Here is a 20,364-nt window from a genome sequence, read left to right on the forward strand (position 1 = left end):
CGTTTTGCCGCGCAGCCCGTCAGGGCTGGCAGACAGCTGCGCTCCAACCCGTCCGCTTGTCGTACCTGATGGGGATCACCCGAGTCGATCCGTCAGGCGCAGCTTTCAGGCAGAACTTCGCCGTGTAGCCCCTGATTGGGCCATTGGTGGGAGCGTTGAGGTAGACCTCATACAAGGTTGCAGGAATCAATGGCTGTGGAGAAGTGCGCAGCGTGGCCGAGGCTGGCAGATCGCCGTAGACGATGCACTGGCCCGGCGCCAAAGGCTCTGCGGGAGTCAGGTCGTACATGAACGACCATGCCTTCACCGTGTCGTGGTGATACACCATCACCGCTTGCAGGATACGGGGCGATCGGACCCATTCCAGTGCCCGCGGCGGCAGGCCGAAACAAGGTATTCCTTCCCGATCCTCGATCACCGCGGTGCCGAACCCGCTGTAGGCGTTGACGTTGCAGATACCCAGCAGCAGGCACAGCATCGCGCCCGCTGCAACGAGGAGGCCTCGCATCATCGTGATCAATGGTGCGTCTGCCATCCGGTCTCCTTACTGACGATGTGTTGGTGGCAGTGCACGGTGTTGGATTCCGGGAATCGACTCAAGCAGGCGCCGAGCCGCAAACCCCATCGCCTGGCACGCATCGGCCGGTGGGCCGGGGGCGTCGGGGGATTGGGGTCAAGGGACCCCCGCTCCGACGAACCGGTGCACTGTGCACAACTTGGTCAAACACGACACATCTGAAGGGGCCAAGGGCCTGCTGGGGCGCAGTGCCGGGCGAGGGCTTGCCAGCCGGTACCAACCGCACTGGACTTGCTGTCCCCTGAACGCTAGCGTGGCAGGGATTTTTTGCCAGCAGGGGCTTTCATGAACCATGACGCTGCGCCCAAGCAGCTCACTTTCCGCGCGGTGGTCCTGGCCATCGTGCTGGCGGTGGTGCTGTCGGCCGCAAACGCCTACCTCGGTCTGTTCGCAGGCCTGACCATCGCCACCGCGATTCCCGCCGCGGTCATTTCCATGGGCGTGCTGCGCCTGTTGGGTGGCGGTTCGATCCTTGAGAACAACATCGTGCAGACCGGCGCTTCGGCCGGTTCGTCGATCGCCGCCGGTGTGATCTTCACCATCCCCGCGCTGGTGATCATGGGCTACTGGCCGGACTTCAAGTACTGGTGGGTGCTGGGCATCGCCGGTCTCGGCGGCCTGCTGGGCGTGCTGTTCTCGGTGCCGCTGCGCCGTTCGATGATCGTCGAAGACCCGCTTCCGTTCCCGGAAGGCAAGGCGGCAGCTGAAGTGCTCAAGGCCGGTGAAAACCCCGGCCCGGGCCTGAAGATCCTCGGCCTGTCGGCGGTGATCGGTGCCTTCGTCAAGCTGGCCGCGGAAAGCGGCATGCGCCTGATCCCCGACGCCTGGGCCACTTCGGCCTATGTCGGCAGCTCCAAGGTCACCGCCTTCATCGGCACCAACCTGTCGCCCGCACTGCTGGGCGTGGGCTACATCGTCGGCCTCAACGTCGGCATCGTGGTGGTGTCCGGCTCGATCCTGACCTGGCACATCGCCATTCCGATCTACCAGGCGTTCTTCATGAACACCGATCCGGCGCTGGCCGCCTCGATCGCCACCGCCTCGTCCACCGAAGCGGCGTTCGCCATCTGGGGCGCGAAGATGCGTTACCTGGGCGTCGGCGCAATGCTGATCGGTGGCATCTGGACCCTGATCTCGCTGCGCAAGTCGCTGCTCAACGGCGTCAAAAGCGGCTTTGCGGCCGCGCGCAAGAGCGGTGGCCCGGCGCTGGCGCACACCGAGCGCGACCTGCCGATGAAGTGGATGCTGGTGGCCCTGGTGGTGTTCACCCTGCCGCTGCTGGCGCTGTACCAGGCCATTGTCGGCCAGTGGCACGTGTCCATCCCGATGACCCTCATCATGATCGTCGCCGGCTTCCTGTTCGTCTCGGTATCGGCTTACCTGGCCGGCCTGATCGGTTCGTCCAACAACCCCGTCTCGGGCATCACCATCTCCACCATCCTGTTCGCTTCGGCGGTGCTGGTGCTGCTGCTGGGCAAGGACGGCCTGCAGCCGGTCGGTGCCTTCGGTGCGCCACTGGGCGCGGTGGCCGCGATCATGATCGGCGCGGTGGTGTGCTGTGCCGCCGCCGTTGGTGGCGACAACCTGCAGGACCTCAAGGCCGGCTACATCGTCGGTGCCACTCCGTGGAAGCAGCAGCTGATGTTGGGCATCGGCGCGTTCTCGTGCGCGCTGATCATGGCCCCGGTGCTGAACCTGCTGGCCACCGCCTACGGCATCGGCGTCAAGTCCGAGCTGCACCCGAATGCGCTGGCCGCACCGCAGGCCAACCTGATGGCGTCGGTGGCCAAGGGCCTGTTCGGCGGCGAGCTGCCGTGGACCTTCATCGGTATCGGTGCCGTGGTCGGTGCCGCCATCATCGCGTTCGACAGCTGGCTGAAGTCGCGCGACTCGCGTTTCCGCGTGCCGGTGCTGGCCGCAGCGATCGGCATCTACCTGCCGCTGGAACTGATGGTGCCGATCTTCCTCGGTGGCCTGATCTCCTACCTGGTCGAGCGCTTCCACAAGGTGCGCGCCGATGACGAAGAAGGCCGCGACCGCGTGCACAAGCCGGGCGTGCTGTTCGCTGCCGGCCTGATCACCGGTGAGGCGCTGATGGGTATCGCCATCGCCGTGCCGATCGTGGTCAGCAGCCGTGCCGACGTGCTGGCCGTGCCGTTCCACCTGCCGGCCGCGCAGTGGATCGGCCTGGCCGTGCTGTTCCTGGTCGGTTGGCTGATCTACCGCACCGGCAAGCGCGCCGTGGCATGACGCCCACGGGGTCGGATCCCTTCCCGCAGGGAAGGGCTCTGACCCCAGGTTCAATGGGTAGTGCCGGCCGCTGGCCGGCAATCCCGGAATGCCGTGATGCCCCTGGTTGCCGGCCAGCGGCCGGCACTACCACAAACCGCGCTACGGCGCGGTTTGCTGTTTCTGGCGGCGGAGCCAACCCCCGCAGGCAGCCATGACCGATGGCCTTGGCAGCCCCGGTCGCGCAGGCCTACCATCGGTCTTTTGCCGTCCTGCGGAGACCCCGATGAAACTGCGTCATGCCCTGCTGCCACTGAGCCTGCTGGCTGCCCTGCCCAGCGTCGCCGCTGCCCGTGGCCTGGAAGTCCGCGACATGGTGGCGATGGACCGCGTCTCCGCGCCGGTATTGACCGCCGACGGCGGCACCGTGGTGTTCGCCAAGCGCAGCACCGATGCCAACCTCAAGGCCAGCACCGCACTGTTCGCGCGCAACCTGCGCACCCGCGACGCGGCACCGCCGAAGCAGATCACGCCGGCTGGCTGGAACGTCAACTCCGCATCGCTGTCGGCCGATGGCCAGACCGTGTACTTCCTCAGCGCCAAGAACGGCAGCCAGCAGCTGTACGCACAGCCGATCAGCGGCGGCGCCCCGCGCCAGCTGACCGATTTCCCGGTGGACGTGGACAGCTACCACGTGTCGCCGCAGGACGACCGCGTGCTGTTCAGCGCTGGCGTGTTCCAGGCCTGTGCCTCGGACCTGGCCTGCACCGAAAAGAAGCTGAAGGACGTGGAAGGCGCCAAGGCCAGCGGCAAGGTCTTCGATTCGCTGTTCGTGCGCCACTGGGATACCTGGAACGACGGCCGCCGCAACACCCTGTTCGTCGCGCCGTTGCCGGCGGCCAAGGCCGGTGCAGTCAAGGGCGCTTCGGCGCTGAGCGCGACCATCGACGGCGACGCTCCGTCCAAGCCGTTCGGTGGCAATGACGATTTCACCTGGTCGCCGGATGGCAGCAGCGTGGTCGCCAGCATCCGCGTGGCCGGCAAGCAGGAGCCGTGGTCGACCAACTTCGACCTGTACCGCTTCGATGCTGCGGGCAAGCAGGCGCCGGTCAACCTGACCGCGTCCAACCCGGCGTGGGATGCCGGCCCGGTGTTCAGCGCCGACGGCAAGACCCTGTTCTACCGCGCGATGAAGCGCCCCGGCTTTGAAGCCGACCGTTTCGGCCTGATGGCGATGGACCTGGCCAGCGGCAAGGCGCGCGAGATCGCGCCGCAGTGGGACCGTTCGGCCGGTGGCATCGCCCTGTCCGCCGACGGCGCCAGCATCTACACCACGGCAGATGACCTCGGCGAGCACCCGCTGTTCCAGATCGACGTGGCCAGCGGCAAGGCGACCAAGCTGATCGGCGACGGCAGCGTCACTGCTGTGGACGTGGCCGGCAACAGCGTGGCGATCACCCGCAACAGCCTGAAGAGCAACGACCAGGTGCTGGTCGGCCTGCTGCCGGCCGCTGGCGAGCCGATCGGCGCGTTGCGCGCGCTGACCCCGGCTGCTGGTGAGGTGCTGAAGGACGTGTCCTTCGGCGACTACGAGCAGTTCGAGTTCAAGGGCTGGAACAACGACACCGTGCACGGTTACGTGGTCAAGCCGCACAACTACCAGGAAGGCAAGTCGTACCCGGTTGCGTTCCTGATCCACGGCGGCCCGCAGGGCAGCTTCGGCAACGGCTGGAGCTACCGCTGGAACCCGCAGACCTATGCGGGCCAGGGCTACGCCGTGGTGATGATCGACTTCCATGGCTCAACCGGCTACGGCCAGGCCTTCACCGATGCGATCAGCCAGCACTGGGGCGACCGCCCGCTGGAAGACCTGCAGAAGGGCTGGAGCGCGGCGCTGAAGAAGTACGACTTCCTCAACGGTGACAAGGCCTGCGCACTGGGCGCCAGCTACGGTGGCTTCATGGTCAACTGGATCGCCGGCAACTGGAACAGCCCGTTCAAGTGCCTGGTCAACCATGACGGCGTGTTCGACCAGCGCATGATGGGTTACGCCACCGAAGAGCTGTGGTTCACCGAATGGGAGCAGGGCGGGACCCCTTACCAGAAGGCGGCGAACTATGAGAAGTTCAATCCGGTCAACCACGTGGCTGACTGGAAGAAGCCGATCCTGGTGATCCACGGCCAGCAGGACTTCCGCATTCCGGTCGAGCAGGGCCTGGCCGCGTTCACCGCCGCCCAGCGCCAGGGCATCGAATCGAAGTTCCTGTACTTCCCGGATGAAAACCACTGGGTGCTGAAGCCGAACAACAGCATCCTCTGGCACGACACCGTCAACGCCTGGCTGAAGCAGCACATCGGCAACTGATGTAGCGCCGAGGGGTCGGATTCCTTCCGCACGGCGGAGGGGCTCTGACCCCGCCATCGACCGTCCCTGGGGGCAGAGCCCTTTCGCATGGCGAAAGGGATCCGACCCCGAACAAGAGCGCCTGCATGCCCTCGACTGCCCTGATCCAGAACGACATCGTCGTCTTCGGCCTGATCGCCGCCACTCTTGGCGCCGTGTTCTGGACCGCCTCGCGCGAGCAGGGCCTGTGGAAGCGCGTCTATACCTTCGTGCCGGCGCTGCTGCTGTGTTATCTGCTGCCGGGCATCTACAACACGTTCGGCCTGATCGACGGGCAGAACACCAGGCTGTACAACCCCATCGCGCGTGACATCCTGCTGCCGGCGGCGCTGATCCTGCTGACCCTGGCGGTGGACATCAAGGGCATCCTGCGGCTGGGGCCGAAGCTGGTGCTGATGTACCTGGGGGCCTCGGCCAGCATCATGCTGGGTGCGGTGGTGGCGTTCCTGGTGATGCGTGCGATCCATCCCGATACCGTCGCCGGCGACACCTGGGCCGGCATGGCGGCACTGGCCGGCAGCTGGATCGGCGGCGGTGCCAACATGCTGGCCATGCGCGAAGTGTTCGATGTCAACGCGACCACCTTCGGCCAGTTCGCGGTGGTCGATGTGGGGGTTGGCTACGTGTGGATGGCGGCGTTGATCTTCCTGGCCGGGCGCGCGGCGAAGATCGATGCACGCAGCGGTGCCGATACCTCCGCCATCGACGAGCTGAAGGAGCGCATCGCACGCTTCCAGGCCGAGCACGAGCGTATTCCCAGCCTGACCGACCTGATGCTGATCGTGGCCGTGGCCTTCGGTGGCGTCGGTCTTGCCCACGCCATCGGCGCGCCGCTGGCGGCCTGGTTCAAGGTCAATGTCAGCTGGGCATCGCAGTTCAGCCTGGACGCGCCGTTCGTGTGGGTGGTGGTGCTGTCGACCACGCTCGGCCTGGGCCTGAGCTTCACCCGTGCACGTACGCTGGAGGGCGCGGGCGCCTCGCGCCTGGGTTCGCTGCTGCTGTACTTCCTGATCGCCTGCATCGGCATGCAGATGGATCTGCTTGCGTTGCTGGACCGCCCGTGGCTGTTCCTGCTCGGCCTCATCTGGATCAGCGTGCACATCGTGCTGCTGTGGTGCCTGGGCAAGCTGCTGAAGGTGCCGTTCTTCTACTTCGCCATCGGTTCGCAGTCGAACATCGGTGGCCCGGCCTCGGCGCCGGTGGTGGCCGCCGCGTTCCATCCGGCGCTGGCGCCGGTGGGCGTGCTGCTGGGCACGATGGGGTATGCCACCGGCACCTATCTGGCGTATGTGGTCGGCATCACCCTGCGCGCGCTGGCAGGGCAGGGCTGATCATTCAACGGTCGGGGCGATGGGGTCAGATCCCTTTTGCTGTGCAAAAGGGATCTGACCCCGGTTCACGGGGGATCACGCCACCGGCAACCCGCGTTCGATCAACCACGCTTTCGCGTCTTCCGCGTCCTGCTCGAACCACGCCTTCGTCGACCCCAAGCGATACGTGTACCCCCACGCATCCATGTCGGCCATCAGCCGCTCGCTGCCGACACCGGGCAGGTGTCCGGCCAGCACGATCTGCAGGTAGCAGGTGGCATCTTCTTCGGGCACCGAATCGGTGGCGTCGGTATGCACCTGCGCGCGCCGCTCCGGCGGCAGCACGATCAGGTGGCAGGCCTCGTGCAGCATCGAATGCACCGGCGTGTCATCGCGCACGTACACGTCGCTGGCGATGATGCCGGCCTCGGGCTCGCCCCAATAACTGCCCGGGATCGGCTCGCCGGCCGCAACGCGGTGCAGGCGCAGCTCATGTGCCGCGAGCAGGCGCTGGGCATCGGCGAAGGCGATGTCGCCGACGCGGGTAACGTTCGGTTCGGGCGTGGTATCAGTCATGCGGGTCAGGCAGCCCCGCCCATGCAGGCACGGGCGGGGCAGGGGTCAGGGTTTGTCCGGGCCTTCAGGCAGCGCCACGGAGATGTCCAGCACGTCGTGCTGGCCATCCTTGACCAGGTCTACCTTCACTGCATCGACGTCGATGTTCACGTACTTCTTGATCACTTCCAGCAGCTCGCGCTGCAGTAGTGGCAGGTAGTCGGGACCGCCACGGTGGCTGCGCTCCTGCGCGATGATGATCTGCAGGCGGTTCTTGGCGGTTTCGGCGGTGGTCTTCTTCGCTTTGAGGAAATCAAACAGGCCCATGCTTACCCTCCGAACAGCTTGCTGAAGAAGCCCTTCTTCTCGACGTTGGTGAAGCGCATCGGGCGTTCTTCACCGAGGATGCGCGCGACGGCGTCGTCATAGGCCTGGCCGGCAGCGGACTCGCCGTCCAGGATGACCGGCTCGCCCTTGTTGGAGGCATTGAGCACGTCGCCCGATTCGGGGATCACGCCGATCGCCTTCAGGCCAAGGACCTCCTCGACGTCGGCGATGCTGAGCATCTCGCCGCTTTCCACGCGCACCGGGGTGTAGCGGGTCAGCAGCAGGAAGGCCGGCACGTCCTGGCCGGATTCGGCCTTGTGGGTCTTCGAATCGAGCAGGCCGATGATGCGGTCCGAGTCGCGTACCGAAGAAACTTCCGGGTTCACCACCACCACTGCGCGGTCGGCGAAGTACATCGCCAGGAAGGCGCCTTTCTCGATGCCTGCCGGGGAGTCGCAGATGATGTACTCGAAGCCGTCGGCGGCCAGGTCCTTCAGGACCTTGCCTACGCCTTCCTGGGTCAGCGCATCCTTGTCGCGGGTCTGCGAGGCAGCCAGCACGAACAGGTTGTCGAAGCGCTTGTCCTTGATCAGGGCCTGCTTGAGGGTGGCTTCGCCGTGCACGACATTGACGAAGTCGTACACCACGCGGCGTTCGCAACCCATGATCAGGTCGAGGTTGCGCAGGCCGACGTCGAAGTCGATCACCGCCACCTTCTTGCCACGCTTTGCCAGGCCGCAGGCAAGGCTGGCGCTGGAAGTGGTCTTGCCGACGCCGCCTTTGCCGGAGGTGACTACGATGATTTCAGCCAAAGGACTTCTCCTGATGATTCTGTTTGAGGTGCTGCGTCAGTCCAGCGCAGCGATCTTGATCTGGTCCTGTTCCAGCCACACCTGCACGGCCTTGCCGCGCAGGGTTTCCGGGACATCGTCCAGCACCTTGTAATGGCCTGCAATGGCGACCAGTTCCGCATGGAAATCACGGCAGAAAATGCGTGCCGCGGTGTTGCCCTGGGCCCCTGCCAGCGCACGGCCGCGCAGGGTTCCGTAGATATGGATGCTGCCATCGGCGATGACCTCGGCGCCGGCGCCGACGGTGGCCATCACGGTCAGGTCGCAGTTTTCCGCATACAGCTGCTGGCCCGAACGCACGTTACCCAACTGCATGCGGCCCGGCTGTGGCGCGGCGGCATCGGCGGCCTTGCCCATCGGCGTGGCCGGAGCCGGTGCGGAAGCGGCCTTCGCCTCGGCACGCGCGGCACGGCGCGGTTCCGGTGCTGGTGCCGGCGGCGGCGGGGCAGGCTCTGCTTCGGCGCGCTCGTACTGGGCACGGAACTTGGCCAGCAGTGGCAGGCCAAGCTGCTGCGAGAGCAGGTCGACCGCGCTGGTGCCATAGGCCAGTGCCACCGGCAATACGCCGGCACCGCGCAGGCCATCCACCAGCGCCTGCGCCGTCGCCACATCGGGCACTTGGCTGAGGCCGCCGAAGTCCAGGATCACCGCCGCCCGGCCGAACAGCTTCGGCGCACGGCTCACCCGTTCCTGCATTTCCTGCACGAGGCGTTCAACATCGAGGGTGCGGATGCGCAGGTTGGCGATGCCCACCTGGCCGATCTTCAGTTCACCGGCCTGTTCGTAATCGAAATTCACCGCCACGCTCAGGTCCCCGTCGACCGCTGTGCCTGCGCCGGCAGCTGCCGGTCGCGTGCCCACGCCACATCAGGCAGCTTGCCGCCATAGGTTTCGTTCACCCACGGGAAGCTGCACAGTTCCTTGGCCAGCATGCTGGCCCGCACGTCCACCTGCGGCATGGTGTTCTGGCCCAGCTCGCGGAAGCCGAAGCTGCCGTGGAAGAGCAGGGCGGCATCGGCACCGTGGTCCAGGAACACCTCGCAGGTCATCTGCGGGTAGCGCAGCTCGGCGAAGCTCTGTGCGTCGGCATAGAACGCACGGCCGACGCCACCACCGCGACGGCGGCTGGCGACCACGATGCGGTCGATATAGAAGAAGGGGGAGTTCAGCTGTTGCTTGAACCAGGCGAAATTGCTGCTGTCGTGCTGGCTGTCGCTGCCGAAGCCGATCAAAAAGCCGGCCAGGTTGCCGTCGCGCTCGGCGACGCGGAAATATTCAGCGGTTGCGTAGAACAGGCGCAGGCGCTCGGCATCCAGGGGAAGGATGGCCAGGCCAGCATTGTTGTTCAAAGCCAGGACGGAATCGAGCTCGTGCTCGCGCACGTCGCGGATGACAATCGACATTGTGACTCCGTGGGGTAACGCGGTTGGTCCCATGTACGGACCCTGCGCATGATTATTGCATGCCCGGGGTGGGCTGCGGCATGAACAGGGGGCCGCGCCGAACATGACTTTATGCCCTTGGGCCCTGACGCGCACAGGCTACGATGGGCCATGCTGGCCCGACTCAACCACAATGCGATGCTGCGCTACTCCGGGTTGTTCACCTGGGGCACCGTCGGCCTTTGGCTTGCGATCTACCTGATCGATCCGGTGTCGCTGACACTGGAGAGCCTGGACGGCGAGGCCGGCTTCCGGATCATTCCCTGGGCCTCGGCCTACCTGGCCTTCGGCTTCGTGTACTGGGTGCTGACCCGCTCGTTGGGCGAAAGCCGGCCCGGCTTCTTCGACCATGCCGCGCTGATCCTGCTGACGGCCTGCGCGATCGGCGTGAGCTATTTCTCCGGCACCGCGCTGGGCAGCATCCTGCTGATGGTGGTGGCTGGCCTGCTGCCTTGGCTGCTGGGCCCGCGCATCGGCGTGGTGTGGCTGGTGGCCAGCAACCTGGCCGTGCTGCCGGTCTACATCCAGCCTCTGGGCTTCCCGCCGGTCATCGCCGTGCTGCAGGCCGTCGGTTACATGGGCTTCTCCAGCTTCGTGTTCGTGATCGCGCTGGTGGCCCGCCGCCAGGCCGAGGCACGCGAGGAGCAGCGCCGGCTGAATGCCGAGCTGCGCGCTACCCGTGCGCTGTTGGCCGAAAGCGCCCGGGTGAACGAGCGCACCCGCATTTCGCGTGAACTGCACGACCTGCTGGGCCACCAACTGACCGCGCTGACCCTGAACCTGGAGGTGGCCGGCCATCTGGCCGAGGGCCAGGCGCTGGAGCACGTGAAGCGCTCACATGCCTTGGCCAAACTGTTGTTGGGCAACGTACGCGAGGTGGTCAGCCAGCTGCGCGAGACCGGTGCCATCGACCTGGCCGCTGCCCTGCGTCCGCTGACCGAGCACGTGCCTTCTTTGGACATCCAGTTGGAGATCGAGGAGCCGCTGAACGTGGAAGACCCGCAGCGGGCCCACGTGCTGCTGCGCTGCACCCAGGAGATCATCACCAACACGGTGCGCCACGCCGGCGCCCGCCACCTGTGGTTGCGGGTGTACCGTGAGGTTCCGGACCAGGTCGTGGTGGAAGCCCGCGACGACGGTGTCGGGGCGGAAACTGTCAATGTGGGCAATGGTTTGCGCGGCATGCGTGAACGCCTGCAACAATGTGGAGGCCAGCTGCAGGTGGAGACCCGCCCCGGCGAAGGCTTCCGGCTGCGGGCGACGGTACCGGCAACGGTGCTGGCGGCCCTTACCCAGGTTCCTGAAGGAGTGCGTTGATGATTCGCGTCTGCCTGGTCGACGACCAAACCCTGGTGCGGCAGGGGATCCGCTCGCTGCTGGCGCTTGACGACGGCATCGAAGTGGTGGCCGAGGCCGCTGATGGCCGCCAAGCGGTCGAGCTGATCCCGCAGATCCGTCCGGACGTGGTCCTGATGGACATGCGCATGCCGGTGATGTCGGGGCTGGAGGCGCTGCAGGTGCTGTCACGGCAGGAACAGCTGCCGCCGACCATCATCCTGACCACCTTCGACGATGACCAGCTGGTGCTGGCCGGGCTCAAGGCCGGCGCCAAGGGCTACCTGCTCAAGGATGTGACCCTGGCGCAGCTGGTCGGGGCGATCCGCACGGTGGCCGATGGCGGTTCGCTGGTGCAGCCGGCGGTGACCCAGCGCCTGCTGTCCGGGCTGGAGCACATGCGCAACGACTTCGTCAGCCTGGACCGCCCCGACCCGCTGACCGACCGTGAAACCGAGATCCTGCGGCTGATGGCCAGTGGTTTCTCCAACAAGGAGATCGCCAATTCGCTGGGGGTCGCCGAGGGCACGATCAAGAACCATGTGTCCAACATCCTCTCCAAACTGGGCGTGCGCGACCGTACGCGTGCGGTATTGAAAGCGTTTGAACTCCAGTTGGTGTGAGGAAAATCCTTTAGCGACAAAGACTTGGCATGCAGCCCGGGCCTGGATTCAGGGTCGCCCCCCAATTGCCCCCTACATGCCGGGTACGCGGATGCGTTACCCTTCGAATTCTTTGTGCATACAAATGCGCCGCCGGCACGGAAACCGGTGCGCCAATCCCGATAACCAATGCCCGCGAAGCCTGCTAGGATTGGCGCTTCGCTTCAATCAACCCGGCCGTGGGATCGGCCCCGGAGACTCTCTGAATGACCCGTATTATCGAGTTCCTGATCGCCTTGGGGATCGTGGCTGGCCTGTTCGTCATCATTGGCGTCTGTCTGCCGGGCGAGCGTCACATCACCGAAAGCATCGAGACCAACCGCAAGATGACGATCGTGTACGACACGGTCAGCAGTCTGCGCCGCTTCAAGGACTGGAACCCGCTGGTACTGCGCGATCCCGCCGTTGAACTGAAGCTGTCCGGCCCGGCCTCCGGCGTCGGTGCCACTCTCGACTTCACCTCCAAGGACCTGGGCACCGGTTCCTGGAAGGTGACCGAAGCCGAAGAGAACAAGCGTGTTGTCATCGCCATCGACGACGCCACCAAGGGTCACGACAAGGTCAGCACCTTCACCCTGGAGCCGACCGGCAAGGGCGGTCGCAACGTCAAGATCACCCAGGACTACTCGGTGAAGTATGGCTTCGACCTGTTCGGCCGCTACGCAGGTCTGTATGTCAGCCGCCAGATCGGCGATGACATCAAGATGGGCCTGTCGCGCATGGCGAACATGCTGGCCACCGTGCCGAATGTCGACTACCGCACTGCCGAAGCCCCGCTGACCGATCTGGGTATCGTCGATGTCCCGGCCGAGGACCTGCTGGTCGTCACCGCCGGCAACGTCGATCGTGGCCAGGAGTCCATCAGCAAGTCCATCAAGGACAACCAGGAGTGGATCAAGCGCGTGATCGAGGCCAATGGCCTGGAAGCCGCTGGCCCGCTGCGTATCATCACCACCGATTTCGGTGCTGAGAAGTACGCCTTCGACATCGCCCAGCCGGTGAAGAAGAAGGGTGCCGAAGGCGTGCCGGCCGAACAGCTGACCGTCAAGATCGACGGTGGCGCTCCGGTCAAGTACGTCCGCGTTGCTCCGCACCGCTCGGCGCATGCGGCCTACACCGGCCACATGGCAGGTCTGGACGTTGCCCGCAGCGCCCTGCGCGCCTGGGCCGTGACCTCGGGCAACGAAGTCATCGACCGCCCGTACGAAACCTGGAAGGATGGCGTGGACAAGTCGTTCACCCCGGAAGCGACGTACGACATCTACTGGGCCGTCAAGTAAGCCTCGGCTGACCCATGTAGTGTTGGACACGAAAACGCGCCGCTTCCTGCGGCGCGTTTTTTTTATCCCGAGCCCGGTGTCGGGCATTGCGCAAGGAGCTGTCATGTTCAATTCCGAACGACGCGCGCGTAAACCGTCGTTGCTGGCCTGCCTGGGGGCGCTGCTGGCGGCCGCCTCGATCGGTCTGTCCGCCTATGCCGCGCATGGCGTGTCCGATCCGCTGGCGCAGCAGCACCTGAACATGGCGGCGTTGTACGCCTTTGCCCACGGAGCGGTGCTGGTCGCCCTCGGCCCGCGCGCGCAGGGCGTGATCGCGCATCTGGCGTTGTACGTGTTGCTGCTGGGCGTGCTGCTGTTCTCTGGCAGCCTGGTGGGCGGAGCGCTGTGGCAGTGGCCGACGCGACTGGCGCCGGTAGGTGGCACCACGCTGATGGCCGGGTGGGTACTGCTGGGTATCAATGCATTGCGGCGCTAGCCGCAACGTCCAAGCACCGGTAGCGCCGGGCCACGCCCGGCGTCAAGCGCAGCGACCCGCGTTTGCTTTTGCTCTCTTGTTCCATTCCGTGGTGAACGCACCCGGAACAATTCCGGGGCGCGGGCGGGGTGAGCTTGCGGGGGTGTAAGCCGCATGGATGCGGCGCCCAAGCCTCCAGGGATGGATTTACGGCGGCCCCCGCAAGTTCATCCCGCCTGCGGCCATGCGCGGACTGCTCCAGGCCTTCGCCACGAGGGGCTCAGCCGTTGGCCGGTTTCCAGCACCAGTGCCACGGTTCGTAGACGATCCCATGCGGGTTGTCGCGTGGATAGCTCAGATGGAACCCGTGCGCCGCGGCATTGGCCTGCAGCCACGCAAACGCGGCCGTCGCCTCGAAGCTCTCCTCGGCGGGAGCATCCCCCGGTGTGCCGATGTCCAGTGCGTGGCCACTGTGGTGTTCGCTGAATCCTGGCGCAGCATTGACCTGCAGGATCTGCAGCACGCTCTGCCCGCGCGCCAACTTCCGTTCGAAAATGCCGAGCTGATACGCATGGCTGCGGAAGCCGGAGATCGCGTCCAGTGCAATGCCATCCCGCGTGGCATGCAGGCGCATCCGTCGCCAACCCTGCGCGGCACCGCGACGCAGCCACAACGGGCGCGCGAAGCGATCACGTCCGGCGAAGTGCAGCAGGCAGGGCTCGGCCTCCAGCGTCAGCCCGCTGTCGTGCGCATAGCGCTGTGCATCCAGACCCAGCTGCTGCAGCCGCTGCTGCAGGCCAACCAGCGGCAGCCACTGGTCTTCCAGTGCAGCGCCGAACGGTCGTGACCGTGCGCCATCCAGCAACGCCAGCGCTTCCGCCACGCCTTGTTCCCGCGGCAGGCGCGGCACCAGCGAGTGCACACCGTGCGCCAGTACTGCCGCCAGGTAGCGGCCATCCTGCTTGCGCCGCAATACCCATTGCGCGCGCGCCAGCAGGCGGGCGTCGAGATTGCTGCGCGCGCGCAGCAGTGGCGCTGGCCACAGTTCGACGGTCTCGGTGTTGATCAACAGCGGAGGGGGGCGGTGCATCGATCCAGCTTACTGCCGTGGCGCCGTGGCGGCCACCTTGCGCAGCGCCTCCAGCAGGGCCTGCGGGCGCTCCAGGCTGAGCAGCAGGGTGCTGCCGCCGCGCACCGGAATCACCAGCGTGCGTGCGCGATCGGTGACCAGGGCAAAGCCCTTGCCACCTCCCTGCAGGCGGAAGTGCCCCGAGTAGAAGCCGGGCATGCTGTAGCCGTTGGTCTTGAAGCGGATGCCGTAGCGGCGATCACGGCCGAGGTCGACCACCTCCGCCTGATCCAGCAGCAGGTCGGCCACCGGCGTGCGGCGACGGTACAGCGTCGAACGCACGTCCAGTACGTTGTCTGCCAGCTCCACCCGCCGGCGGAAAAACGCCCAGCCCAGGCCGACTCCCATCACCACGATCACCGCCAGGCTCCATGCCGCGCTGCCGCCCATCAGGAAGAACGGCGGCGACAGCGTGACCTCCATCCAGGGGACGTCGGTGCGGCTGACGTGCAGTTGCGACCAGATGCCGATGCCCAGTACCGCCAGCAGCGGCAGCAGTACCCACAGCACCCGCAGCGAGGAGCTTTCGGCGACGTCGAACGGGCGTGCATCACTGCCACTCATCGTTGCGACTCCACCCAATGAGCGACGTCATCGATCAGCTGCCCATCGACATGGCCCGGCTGCGCGTATTCCTTCAATGAACTGGAGCCGCTGCCGGCGATGCCGATGTGGTTGAGGGCAGGATAGGCCTTCCATTGCACGTCCTTGCGGTCGGCCAGGGCTTTTTTCCACAGTGCCCAATCCGTTTCTGGTACCTGGAAGTCACGGCCGCCGTGCAGCATCAGCAGTGGTTTTTTCAATGCCAGCGCATCGCCACGTGCGTTCACCGCTTCGATGCTCTTCCAGAACGTCTGCGGCACGCCCAGTGGCAGTTCGCTGGCGGGTGCAGGCGTGTCGCTGCGGGCCGCGGCGATCTGTGCTGCCAGCTTGTCCAGGAACGCCTGCTCAGGCGCACTGATCGAGCCGTCCAGCGACAGCAGGTAGCGGTTCTGCTCCGGCAACAGCTCCAGCAATGTGCGCGCAGGCGCAGCCCACAGGATCGCGCCGCGCGCCTGTGGCCAGCGGCTGGCGATGCGCGGGGCGAGCATGCCGCCTTGGCTGTGGCCGAGCACGAAGATCCGCTTGCCGTCGATGCGTGGGTCCGCCGCCAACGCGCTCAACGCTGCGATGGCATCGTCGGTGGTCTCGTCATCAACGTTGAAGCTGCCGCTCTGGAAGTCCTGGGGACGCGCATGGGTGCGCTTGTCGTAGCGCAGCACGGCGATGCCCTGGGCGGCCAGGCCGCGGGCGATGTCCAGGAACGGGCGGTTGCCACCGATGGTTTCGTCGCGATCCTGTGGGCCGGAGCCGTGCACCAGCACTACGGCCGGGAACGGTCCTTTGCCCTTGGGCAGGGACAAGGTGCCGGGCAGCGCACCCCGTGCCTGTGGCACGCTGAAATCGGCCTCGCTGTAGTTCGCGTCGGATGGCGGTGGCGGCGCCTTGGCGGCCGGGGCCGGGCGCAGCAGCAGGCCAGCCACTTGGTCCTGCGCGTTCACCGCCACCTGCGCGATCACTGCACCGCTGGCGAACTGCAGTGGTACTTCCACCAGGTGCAGGCCCTGCTGCTCGCTGCTGTGCGCCGGCCCGCGCTGCTTCAGTTCACCCAGCGACTGCCACAGGCCCTGCAGCTTGTCGGCAGGCACGGCTGCGGCCATCTGCGGGGTCAGCATGGCCTCGGCATCGGCGGTGCGCCCTGCCTGCAGGTGATCGAGCAGGCGTGCTGCGACCTGCTGCGGTTCGCCAGCGGATGCGCTGGCGGACAACAGGGCAAGGGAAACAGCAAGCAACGAGCGGCGTGCGCCCATGGTCACAGCTCCTTCTTGAAGACCAGCAGGGCCGGGCGCATCGGCGCCGGGATGATGATGTTGACCAGTTCCCAGCCGAGCTGGCCCTGGCGGCTGAGTTCGGCCTGGATGTCGTCAGCCTTCTGCAGGCCCATCATGGTGGTCTTGACCTCGACGGTCAGGTAGCTCCAGCGCTTGCTCATTCCTTGTCCTCCGGCGATGGCTTGGGTTTCGGCAGGCGTCCTGCCTTGCGCAGGGCGTCGCGCAGCACGTATTCAATCTGCGCGTTGAGGCTGCGCAGTTCATCGTCCGCCCAGCGCTGTGCGGCCGCCAGGACCTCGGCGTTGATGCGCAGCGGATAGGCTTTTTTCTCGCTCATGCAGACTCCTGGCGGGGCGGTGGGGCGCCCCGTTGCGAGGGTGGCTCAGTACAGCGAGCCGGTGTTGACGACCGGCTGCGTGCCGCGGTCCGAGCACAGCACGGTCAACAGGTTGCTGACCATGTGCGCCTTGCGCTCCTCATCCAGCTGCACCACGCCGTTCTTCTGCAGCTCGGCCAGCGCCATCTCGACCATGCCGACCGCGCCGGCGACGATGCGCGTGCGTGCGGCGATGACCGCGTTTGCCTGCTGCCGCTGCAGCATCGCCTGGGCGATTTCAGCGGCGTAGGCGAGGTGGCTGATGCGCGCATCGATCACCTGCACGCCGGCATCGGCCAGGCGCTCGGCCAGTTCGTTCTTCAGGTGCTGGGAGATCTCGCTGGCGTGGCTGCGCAGTGCAAGCTGGCCGTCCTCGTGCTGGTCATAGGGGTAGCTGGTGGCCATCGCGCGCAGTGCCGATTCGGACTGGATGTGCACGAAGCTCTCGTAGTCGTCCACGTTGTAGACCGCTTCGGAGGCATCGACCACCTGCCAGACGATCACCGCGGCGATCTCGATCGGGCTGCCGTCCAGCTCGTTGACCTTCAGCTTGCCGCTCTCGAAATTGCGCACGCGCTGGCTCACGCGGCGCTTGCTGAAGAAGGGATTGTTCCAGCGCAGGCCGTTGTCCTTGACGGTGCCTACGTACTTGCCGAACAGGCTGACCACCGCCGCCTGGTTGGGCTGCACGGTGTACAGACCGGCCAGCGCAACCAGCGCCAGCGCAGCAATCAGCAGGCCGGCCAGGATCAGCAGCACGTTGGGTGAGCCGGTGCTGGCCTTCGCCGCGACCCCAGCCACGAACAGGGCGCCGCCGGCGAGGGCTACGAGCAGGGACCCGGCGAGCGCGCCCAGGCCGTTGAGGGAGGACAGCGACTTCTCTTTCATGGCGGTACGTCCTTGAGGGTTCGAATTTAAGATATCAAAGTGATATCACATTCGGACTGCCGCTCGTCGGCTGGGCTTGCCCAGGCGCTGCGGCTGGACCGGCTAGAATGCCCACCCGCCTTCACATCGCTGCTGGAACCCCCGCCATGGCCAAGCTTGGAACCCCGTTGTCCCCCTCCGCCACCCGCGTGCTGCTGCTGGGCTCGGGCGAACTTGGCAAGGAAGTGGCCATCGAACTGCAGCGGCTGGGCGTGGAAGTGATCGCTGCCGACCGTTACGCCGATGCCCCGGCCATGCAGGTGGCACACCGCTCGCACGTGATCGACATGCTGGATGCGATGGCTCTGCGCCAGTTGATCGCGCAGGAGCAGCCGCACCTGGTGGTGCCGGAGATCGAGGCGATCCATACCGAGACCCTGGTGCAGCTGGAACAGGAGCAGGGCCTGCGGGTGATCCCGACTGCGCGTGCGGCGCGCCTGACCATGGACCGTGAGGGCATCCGTCGCCTGGCCGCCGAGACGCTGGGCCTGCCGACCTCGCCGTACCGCTTCGTGGATACGGAGGCCGAGTACCGCGACGCCGTGGCGGCGATCGGCCTGCCGTGCGTGGTCAAGCCGGTGATGTCGTCCTCGGGCAAGGGCCAGAGCACGCTGCGCAGCGAGGCGGACATCGCCCCGGCCTGGGAGTACGCGCAGACCGGCGGCCGTGCCGGTGCCGGCCGCTGCATCGTCGAGGGTTTCATCGACTTCGATTACGAGATCACCCTGCTGACCGTACGCCATGCCGGCGGCACTTTGTTCTGCGCGCCGATCGGGCACCTGCAGAAGGAGGGCGACTATCGCGAAAGCTGGCAGCCGCAACCGATGTCGGACAAGGCGCTGGCGCGTGCCGAGGAGATCTCGCGCGCGATCACCGATGATCTCGGTGGCTGGGGGCTGTTCGGCGTCGAACTGTTCGTGAAGGGCGACGAGGTGTGGTTCAGCGAAGTATCGCCGCGCCCGCACGACACCGGCCTGGTGACGCTGGTCTCGCAGGAGCTGAGCGAGTTCGCGCTGCATGCGCGGGCCATCCTCGGCCTGCCGATCCCGGTGATCCGCCAGAGTGGCCCATCGGCCTCGTGCGCGCTGCTGGCGCATGGCGAAGGCGTGCCGTACTTCAACAACGTTGCCGCCGCACTGCAGGTGCCGGACACCGCCGTGCGCCTGTTCGGCAAGCCGAGCGTGCATGGCCACCGCCGCGTCGGCGTGACCCTGGCGCGCGCGGAAACCATCGACGAAGCGCGTGCGCTTGCCCGCGACGCCGCCGAAGTAATCGGCGTCGAACTGCGCCCTTGAAAAAGAAGCGACGACCAACGGTCGTCGCCTACCGAATTTCGGTGGGTACCGACCGTTGATCGGTACAGATTTCCGGTGGGTACCGACCGTTGGTCGGTACCCCATCAACACCGGTTACGGCTTCACGTCCACCCACACCAGGTGGTGGTCGCTACCGTCGGCGATCTTCGCCTCGGCACTTTCATTGGCCGGCCAGAACACGCCGCTGCCGATGTACTCGAAACCGGTCGAGGGCAGCACGTAGTCCAGGCGCATGGTGCCGGACTTCGGGCCGAAATCGCCGGTGGCATGGAACGGCGCACCCTTGCGGGCGATGCCCTTGGCCGCATAGGCCAGGCTGGTCTGCTCGGCGCCGACGCTGCGCGGGGTGGGGTAGCGCAGAACGCGGGCGTTCTCGATCAGTTCGACGATCGCCTCGTGGCGGCCATCGCCATCGACCGGATCGTTGTTGAGGTCGCCAAGGATGACAAAGCGTGCATCCTGGGCCAGGCCACCGCACTGACCCTTGTCGTCGCACAGCCACGGCTTGTCACCCTTGGACAGGTATTCCTGCCACAGGCGCAGTTCGTCATGGTTGCGCGCGGCGTTGCGCTTTTCCGGGCCGTCGAACACCGGCGGCGTCGGGTGCGAGACCAGCGCGTGGACCACGCCAGCCGGGGTCTTCACCGGCACGTCCCAATGCGACTTCGACGACAGCCGCAGCTGCGACCAGACGGTGTCGTTGTAGAAGCTCTTGCCGGTACGCGGATCGACCGGACGGATCGCGCCGGGCATCGCACTCCACTTCAGCAGCTGGAAACTGCGTACTTTGGCTTCGTCAATCGGGTAACGCGACAGCACCAGCATGCCGTACTGACCCGGGTGCAGGCCGTAGCCCCAGGCGTCGTTGCCGCGGCCGCGGCCTTCGCCGCCGACCACACCGTTGTTGTCCAGGTCCAGGCCGCTGGGCACGCCGGTGTTCACCGGTGCCAGGTAGCGGTAGGCGAAGTGCAGCGGCTTGCCGCCACCGGGCTGGGCCACTTCCAGGTAGCGCTTCTGGAACAGGTCGGCGGCACGATGGGCGTCGTCGAAATCGAATTCGTTCAACAGCACCAGATCCGGACGCGCCTGCTGCAGCACCGCAGCGATCTTGCGTGCGTGTTCGCTGTCGCCTTCCAGCTCGGCGATCAGGCCGCCGGCTTCGTCCGAATACAGCGAGGTGTTGTAGGTGGCCAGGCGCAGCGCTGCAGACGGTTTTTCGGTCATCGCGGGGGACGTGGCGAAGGCGGGAGCGGTGGCGCCACAGAGCAGGGCCAGGCCGAGGATCAGGGGTTTGGCGTTCATGGGCCGTATTGTGCACT

General features: G+C 66.2%; 21 protein-coding genes. 8 read left to right on the plus strand and 13 right to left on the minus strand.

Annotated elements, in window-relative coordinates; translation table 11 throughout:
- Positions 1–19 precede the first annotated feature (19 nt).
- Positions 20–535, minus strand: a complete 516-nt coding sequence (locus tag ACEF39_RS05490) for a hypothetical protein (protein WP_089239518.1) — start codon at positions 533–535, stop codon at positions 20–22.
- A gap of 327 nt (positions 536–862) precedes the next feature.
- Here ACEF39_RS05490 and ACEF39_RS05495 point away from each other — a divergent pair, with 327 nt between their 5' ends.
- From ACEF39_RS05495 to ACEF39_RS05505, 3 genes are all read left to right on the plus strand, one after another.
- The gene (locus ACEF39_RS05495; protein ID WP_500287228.1) at positions 863–2,827 is read left to right on the plus strand and encodes an OPT family oligopeptide transporter; all 1,965 of its coding nucleotides are present in this window, start codon (positions 863–865) and stop codon (positions 2,825–2,827) included.
- Between the two features lie 265 nt (positions 2,828–3,092).
- Positions 3,093–5,171, plus strand: coding sequence for a S9 family peptidase (locus tag ACEF39_RS05500; protein ID WP_500287229.1), 2,079 nt, complete (start codon positions 3,093–3,095; stop codon positions 5,169–5,171).
- A 125-nt stretch (positions 5,172–5,296) separates the two neighbouring features.
- Complete coding sequence (locus ACEF39_RS05505; RefSeq protein WP_500287230.1) at positions 5,297–6,541, plus strand: DUF819 family protein; 1,245 nt, start codon at positions 5,297–5,299, stop codon at positions 6,539–6,541.
- 75 nt (positions 6,542–6,616) lie between these two features.
- Here ACEF39_RS05505 and ACEF39_RS05510 read toward each other — a convergent pair whose 3' ends face one another.
- Genes ACEF39_RS05510 through ACEF39_RS05530 form a run of 5 tightly spaced genes read right to left on the minus strand, consistent with a single transcriptional unit; the run spans position 6,617 to position 9,656 of the window.
- Positions 6,617–7,096 carry a hypothetical protein gene (locus ACEF39_RS05510; protein WP_049467711.1) on the minus strand — a complete coding sequence of 160 codons (480 nt, stop codon included), beginning with the start codon at positions 7,094–7,096 and terminating at the stop codon, positions 6,617–6,619.
- A gap of 45 nt (positions 7,097–7,141) precedes the next feature.
- Positions 7,142–7,402 carry a cell division topological specificity factor MinE gene (gene minE / locus ACEF39_RS05515; RefSeq protein WP_005408532.1) on the minus strand — a complete coding sequence of 87 codons (261 nt, stop codon included), beginning with the start codon at positions 7,400–7,402 and terminating at the stop codon, positions 7,142–7,144.
- Between the two features lie 2 nt (positions 7,403–7,404).
- Positions 7,405–8,214 (minus strand): septum site-determining protein MinD, encoded by an 810-nt coding sequence (gene minD / locus ACEF39_RS05520; protein WP_100463870.1) that lies wholly within the window; start codon positions 8,212–8,214, stop codon positions 7,405–7,407.
- Between the two features lie 36 nt (positions 8,215–8,250).
- Positions 8,251–9,057: a septum site-determining protein MinC gene (minC, locus tag ACEF39_RS05525; protein ID WP_500287977.1), complete on the minus strand. Its 807-nt coding sequence runs from the start codon at positions 9,055–9,057 to the stop codon at positions 8,251–8,253.
- 2 nt (positions 9,058–9,059) lie between these two features.
- A complete protein-coding gene (locus tag ACEF39_RS05530) occupies positions 9,060–9,656 on the minus strand; it encodes a GNAT family N-acetyltransferase (protein ID WP_500287231.1) in 597 nt (198 codons plus the stop codon).
- A 150-nt stretch (positions 9,657–9,806) separates the two neighbouring features.
- On the opposite strand from ACEF39_RS05530, the gene ACEF39_RS05535 reads away from it, so the two are divergent.
- The 4 genes from ACEF39_RS05535 (at position 9,807) to ACEF39_RS05550 (ending at position 13,447) form a co-directional block, all read left to right on the plus strand.
- Positions 9,807–11,012 carry a sensor histidine kinase gene (locus tag ACEF39_RS05535; RefSeq protein ID WP_025873874.1) on the plus strand — a complete coding sequence of 402 codons (1,206 nt, stop codon included), beginning with the start codon at positions 9,807–9,809 and terminating at the stop codon, positions 11,010–11,012.
- Positions 11,012–11,653: a response regulator gene (locus ACEF39_RS05540; RefSeq protein WP_025873873.1), complete on the plus strand. Its 642-nt coding sequence runs from the start codon at positions 11,012–11,014 to the stop codon at positions 11,651–11,653. The genes ACEF39_RS05535 and ACEF39_RS05540 overlap by 1 nt, the downstream gene beginning before the upstream one ends.
- Before the next feature lie 245 nt (positions 11,654–11,898).
- Entirely contained in the window at positions 11,899–12,972 is a 1,074-nt protein-coding gene (locus tag ACEF39_RS05545) for a polyketide cyclase (RefSeq protein WP_500287232.1), read from the plus strand.
- 103 nt (positions 12,973–13,075) lie between these two features.
- Positions 13,076–13,447: a DUF423 domain-containing protein gene (locus ACEF39_RS05550; protein WP_500287233.1), complete on the plus strand. Its 372-nt coding sequence runs from the start codon at positions 13,076–13,078 to the stop codon at positions 13,445–13,447.
- 259 nt (positions 13,448–13,706) lie between these two features.
- Here ACEF39_RS05550 and ACEF39_RS05555 read toward each other — a convergent pair whose 3' ends face one another.
- The 6 genes from ACEF39_RS05555 to ACEF39_RS05580 are packed head-to-tail and all read right to left on the minus strand — an operon-like array spanning position 13,707 to position 17,690.
- Entirely contained in the window at positions 13,707–14,516 is an 810-nt protein-coding gene (locus ACEF39_RS05555; RefSeq protein ID WP_500287234.1) for a M15 family metallopeptidase, read from the minus strand.
- A 9-nt stretch (positions 14,517–14,525) separates the two neighbouring features.
- Positions 14,526–15,119, minus strand: coding sequence for a PH domain-containing protein (locus ACEF39_RS05560; protein ID WP_500287235.1), 594 nt, complete (start codon positions 15,117–15,119; stop codon positions 14,526–14,528).
- Positions 15,116–16,405 (minus strand): alpha/beta hydrolase, encoded by a 1,290-nt coding sequence (locus tag ACEF39_RS05565; RefSeq protein WP_500287236.1) that lies wholly within the window; start codon positions 16,403–16,405, stop codon positions 15,116–15,118. The genes ACEF39_RS05560 and ACEF39_RS05565 overlap by 4 nt, the downstream gene beginning before the upstream one ends.
- Positions 16,406–16,407: 2 nt before the next feature.
- Positions 16,408–16,587, minus strand: a complete 180-nt coding sequence (locus tag ACEF39_RS05570) for a DUF4177 domain-containing protein (RefSeq protein WP_089239544.1) — start codon at positions 16,585–16,587, stop codon at positions 16,408–16,410.
- The gene (locus tag ACEF39_RS05575; RefSeq protein ID WP_005412615.1) at positions 16,584–16,763 is read right to left on the minus strand and encodes a type II toxin-antitoxin system antitoxin; all 180 of its coding nucleotides are present in this window, start codon (positions 16,761–16,763) and stop codon (positions 16,584–16,586) included. Before ACEF39_RS05575 ends, ACEF39_RS05570 begins: the two co-directional genes overlap by 4 nt.
- 45 nt (positions 16,764–16,808) lie before the next feature.
- Positions 16,809–17,690, minus strand: coding sequence for an SPFH domain-containing protein (locus ACEF39_RS05580; RefSeq protein ID WP_500287237.1), 882 nt, complete (start codon positions 17,688–17,690; stop codon positions 16,809–16,811).
- Between the two features lie 146 nt (positions 17,691–17,836).
- Between ACEF39_RS05580 and purT the strand changes: the two genes are divergently transcribed.
- On the plus strand, positions 17,837–19,024 hold the full coding sequence (gene purT, locus ACEF39_RS05585; protein WP_500287238.1) for a formate-dependent phosphoribosylglycinamide formyltransferase: 1,188 nt from the start codon (positions 17,837–17,839) through the stop codon (positions 19,022–19,024).
- 114 nt (positions 19,025–19,138) lie between these two features.
- On the opposite strand, the gene ACEF39_RS05590 is transcribed toward purT, so the two are convergent.
- Entirely contained in the window at positions 19,139–20,347 is a 1,209-nt protein-coding gene (locus ACEF39_RS05590; RefSeq protein WP_500287239.1) for an endonuclease/exonuclease/phosphatase family protein, read from the minus strand.
- Positions 20,348–20,364: the final 17 nt, after the last annotated feature.

Origin of the sequence: Stenotrophomonas indicatrix (assembly GCA_041545745.1) — a bacterium.
Taxonomy (GTDB): domain Bacteria; phylum Pseudomonadota; class Gammaproteobacteria; order Xanthomonadales; family Xanthomonadaceae; genus Stenotrophomonas; species Stenotrophomonas indicatrix_A.

Bases quoted from the DNA above. Each gene is read 5' to 3' on its own strand.
- ACEF39_RS05490 (WP_089239518.1), bottom strand. From the start codon at position 535: ATGGCAGACGCACCATTGATCACGATGATGCGAGGCCTCCTCGTTGCA.
- ACEF39_RS05495 (WP_500287228.1), top strand. From the start codon at position 863: ATGAACCATGACGCTGCGCCCAAGCAGCTCACTTTCCGCGCGGTGGTC.
- ACEF39_RS05500 (WP_500287229.1), top strand. From the start codon at position 3,093: ATGAAACTGCGTCATGCCCTGCTGCCACTGAGCCTGCTGGCTGCCCTG.
- ACEF39_RS05505 (WP_500287230.1), top strand. From the start codon at position 5,297: ATGCCCTCGACTGCCCTGATCCAGAACGACATCGTCGTCTTCGGCCTG.
- ACEF39_RS05510 (WP_049467711.1), bottom strand. From the start codon at position 7,096: ATGACTGATACCACGCCCGAACCGAACGTTACCCGCGTCGGCGACATC.
- minE (WP_005408532.1), bottom strand. From the start codon at position 7,402: ATGGGCCTGTTTGATTTCCTCAAAGCGAAGAAGACCACCGCCGAAACC.
- ACEF39_RS05530 (WP_500287231.1), bottom strand. From the start codon at position 9,656: ATGTCGATTGTCATCCGCGACGTGCGCGAGCACGAGCTCGATTCCGTC.
- ACEF39_RS05535 (WP_025873874.1), top strand. From the start codon at position 9,807: ATGCTGGCCCGACTCAACCACAATGCGATGCTGCGCTACTCCGGGTTG.
- ACEF39_RS05540 (WP_025873873.1), top strand. From the start codon at position 11,012: ATGATTCGCGTCTGCCTGGTCGACGACCAAACCCTGGTGCGGCAGGGG.
- ACEF39_RS05545 (WP_500287232.1), top strand. From the start codon at position 11,899: ATGACCCGTATTATCGAGTTCCTGATCGCCTTGGGGATCGTGGCTGGC.
- ACEF39_RS05550 (WP_500287233.1), top strand. From the start codon at position 13,076: ATGTTCAATTCCGAACGACGCGCGCGTAAACCGTCGTTGCTGGCCTGC.
- ACEF39_RS05555 (WP_500287234.1), bottom strand. From the start codon at position 14,516: ATGCACCGCCCCCCTCCGCTGTTGATCAACACCGAGACCGTCGAACTG.
- ACEF39_RS05560 (WP_500287235.1), bottom strand. From the start codon at position 15,119: ATGAGTGGCAGTGATGCACGCCCGTTCGACGTCGCCGAAAGCTCCTCG.
- ACEF39_RS05565 (WP_500287236.1), bottom strand. From the start codon at position 16,405: ATGGGCGCACGCCGCTCGTTGCTTGCTGTTTCCCTTGCCCTGTTGTCC.
- ACEF39_RS05570 (WP_089239544.1), bottom strand. From the start codon at position 16,587: ATGAGCAAGCGCTGGAGCTACCTGACCGTCGAGGTCAAGACCACCATG.
- ACEF39_RS05575 (WP_005412615.1), bottom strand. From the start codon at position 16,763: ATGAGCGAGAAAAAAGCCTATCCGCTGCGCATCAACGCCGAGGTCCTG.
- ACEF39_RS05580 (WP_500287237.1), bottom strand. From the start codon at position 17,690: ATGAAAGAGAAGTCGCTGTCCTCCCTCAACGGCCTGGGCGCGCTCGCC.
- purT (WP_500287238.1), top strand. From the start codon at position 17,837: ATGGCCAAGCTTGGAACCCCGTTGTCCCCCTCCGCCACCCGCGTGCTG.
- ACEF39_RS05590 (WP_500287239.1), bottom strand. From the start codon at position 20,347: ATGAACGCCAAACCCCTGATCCTCGGCCTGGCCCTGCTCTGTGGCGCC.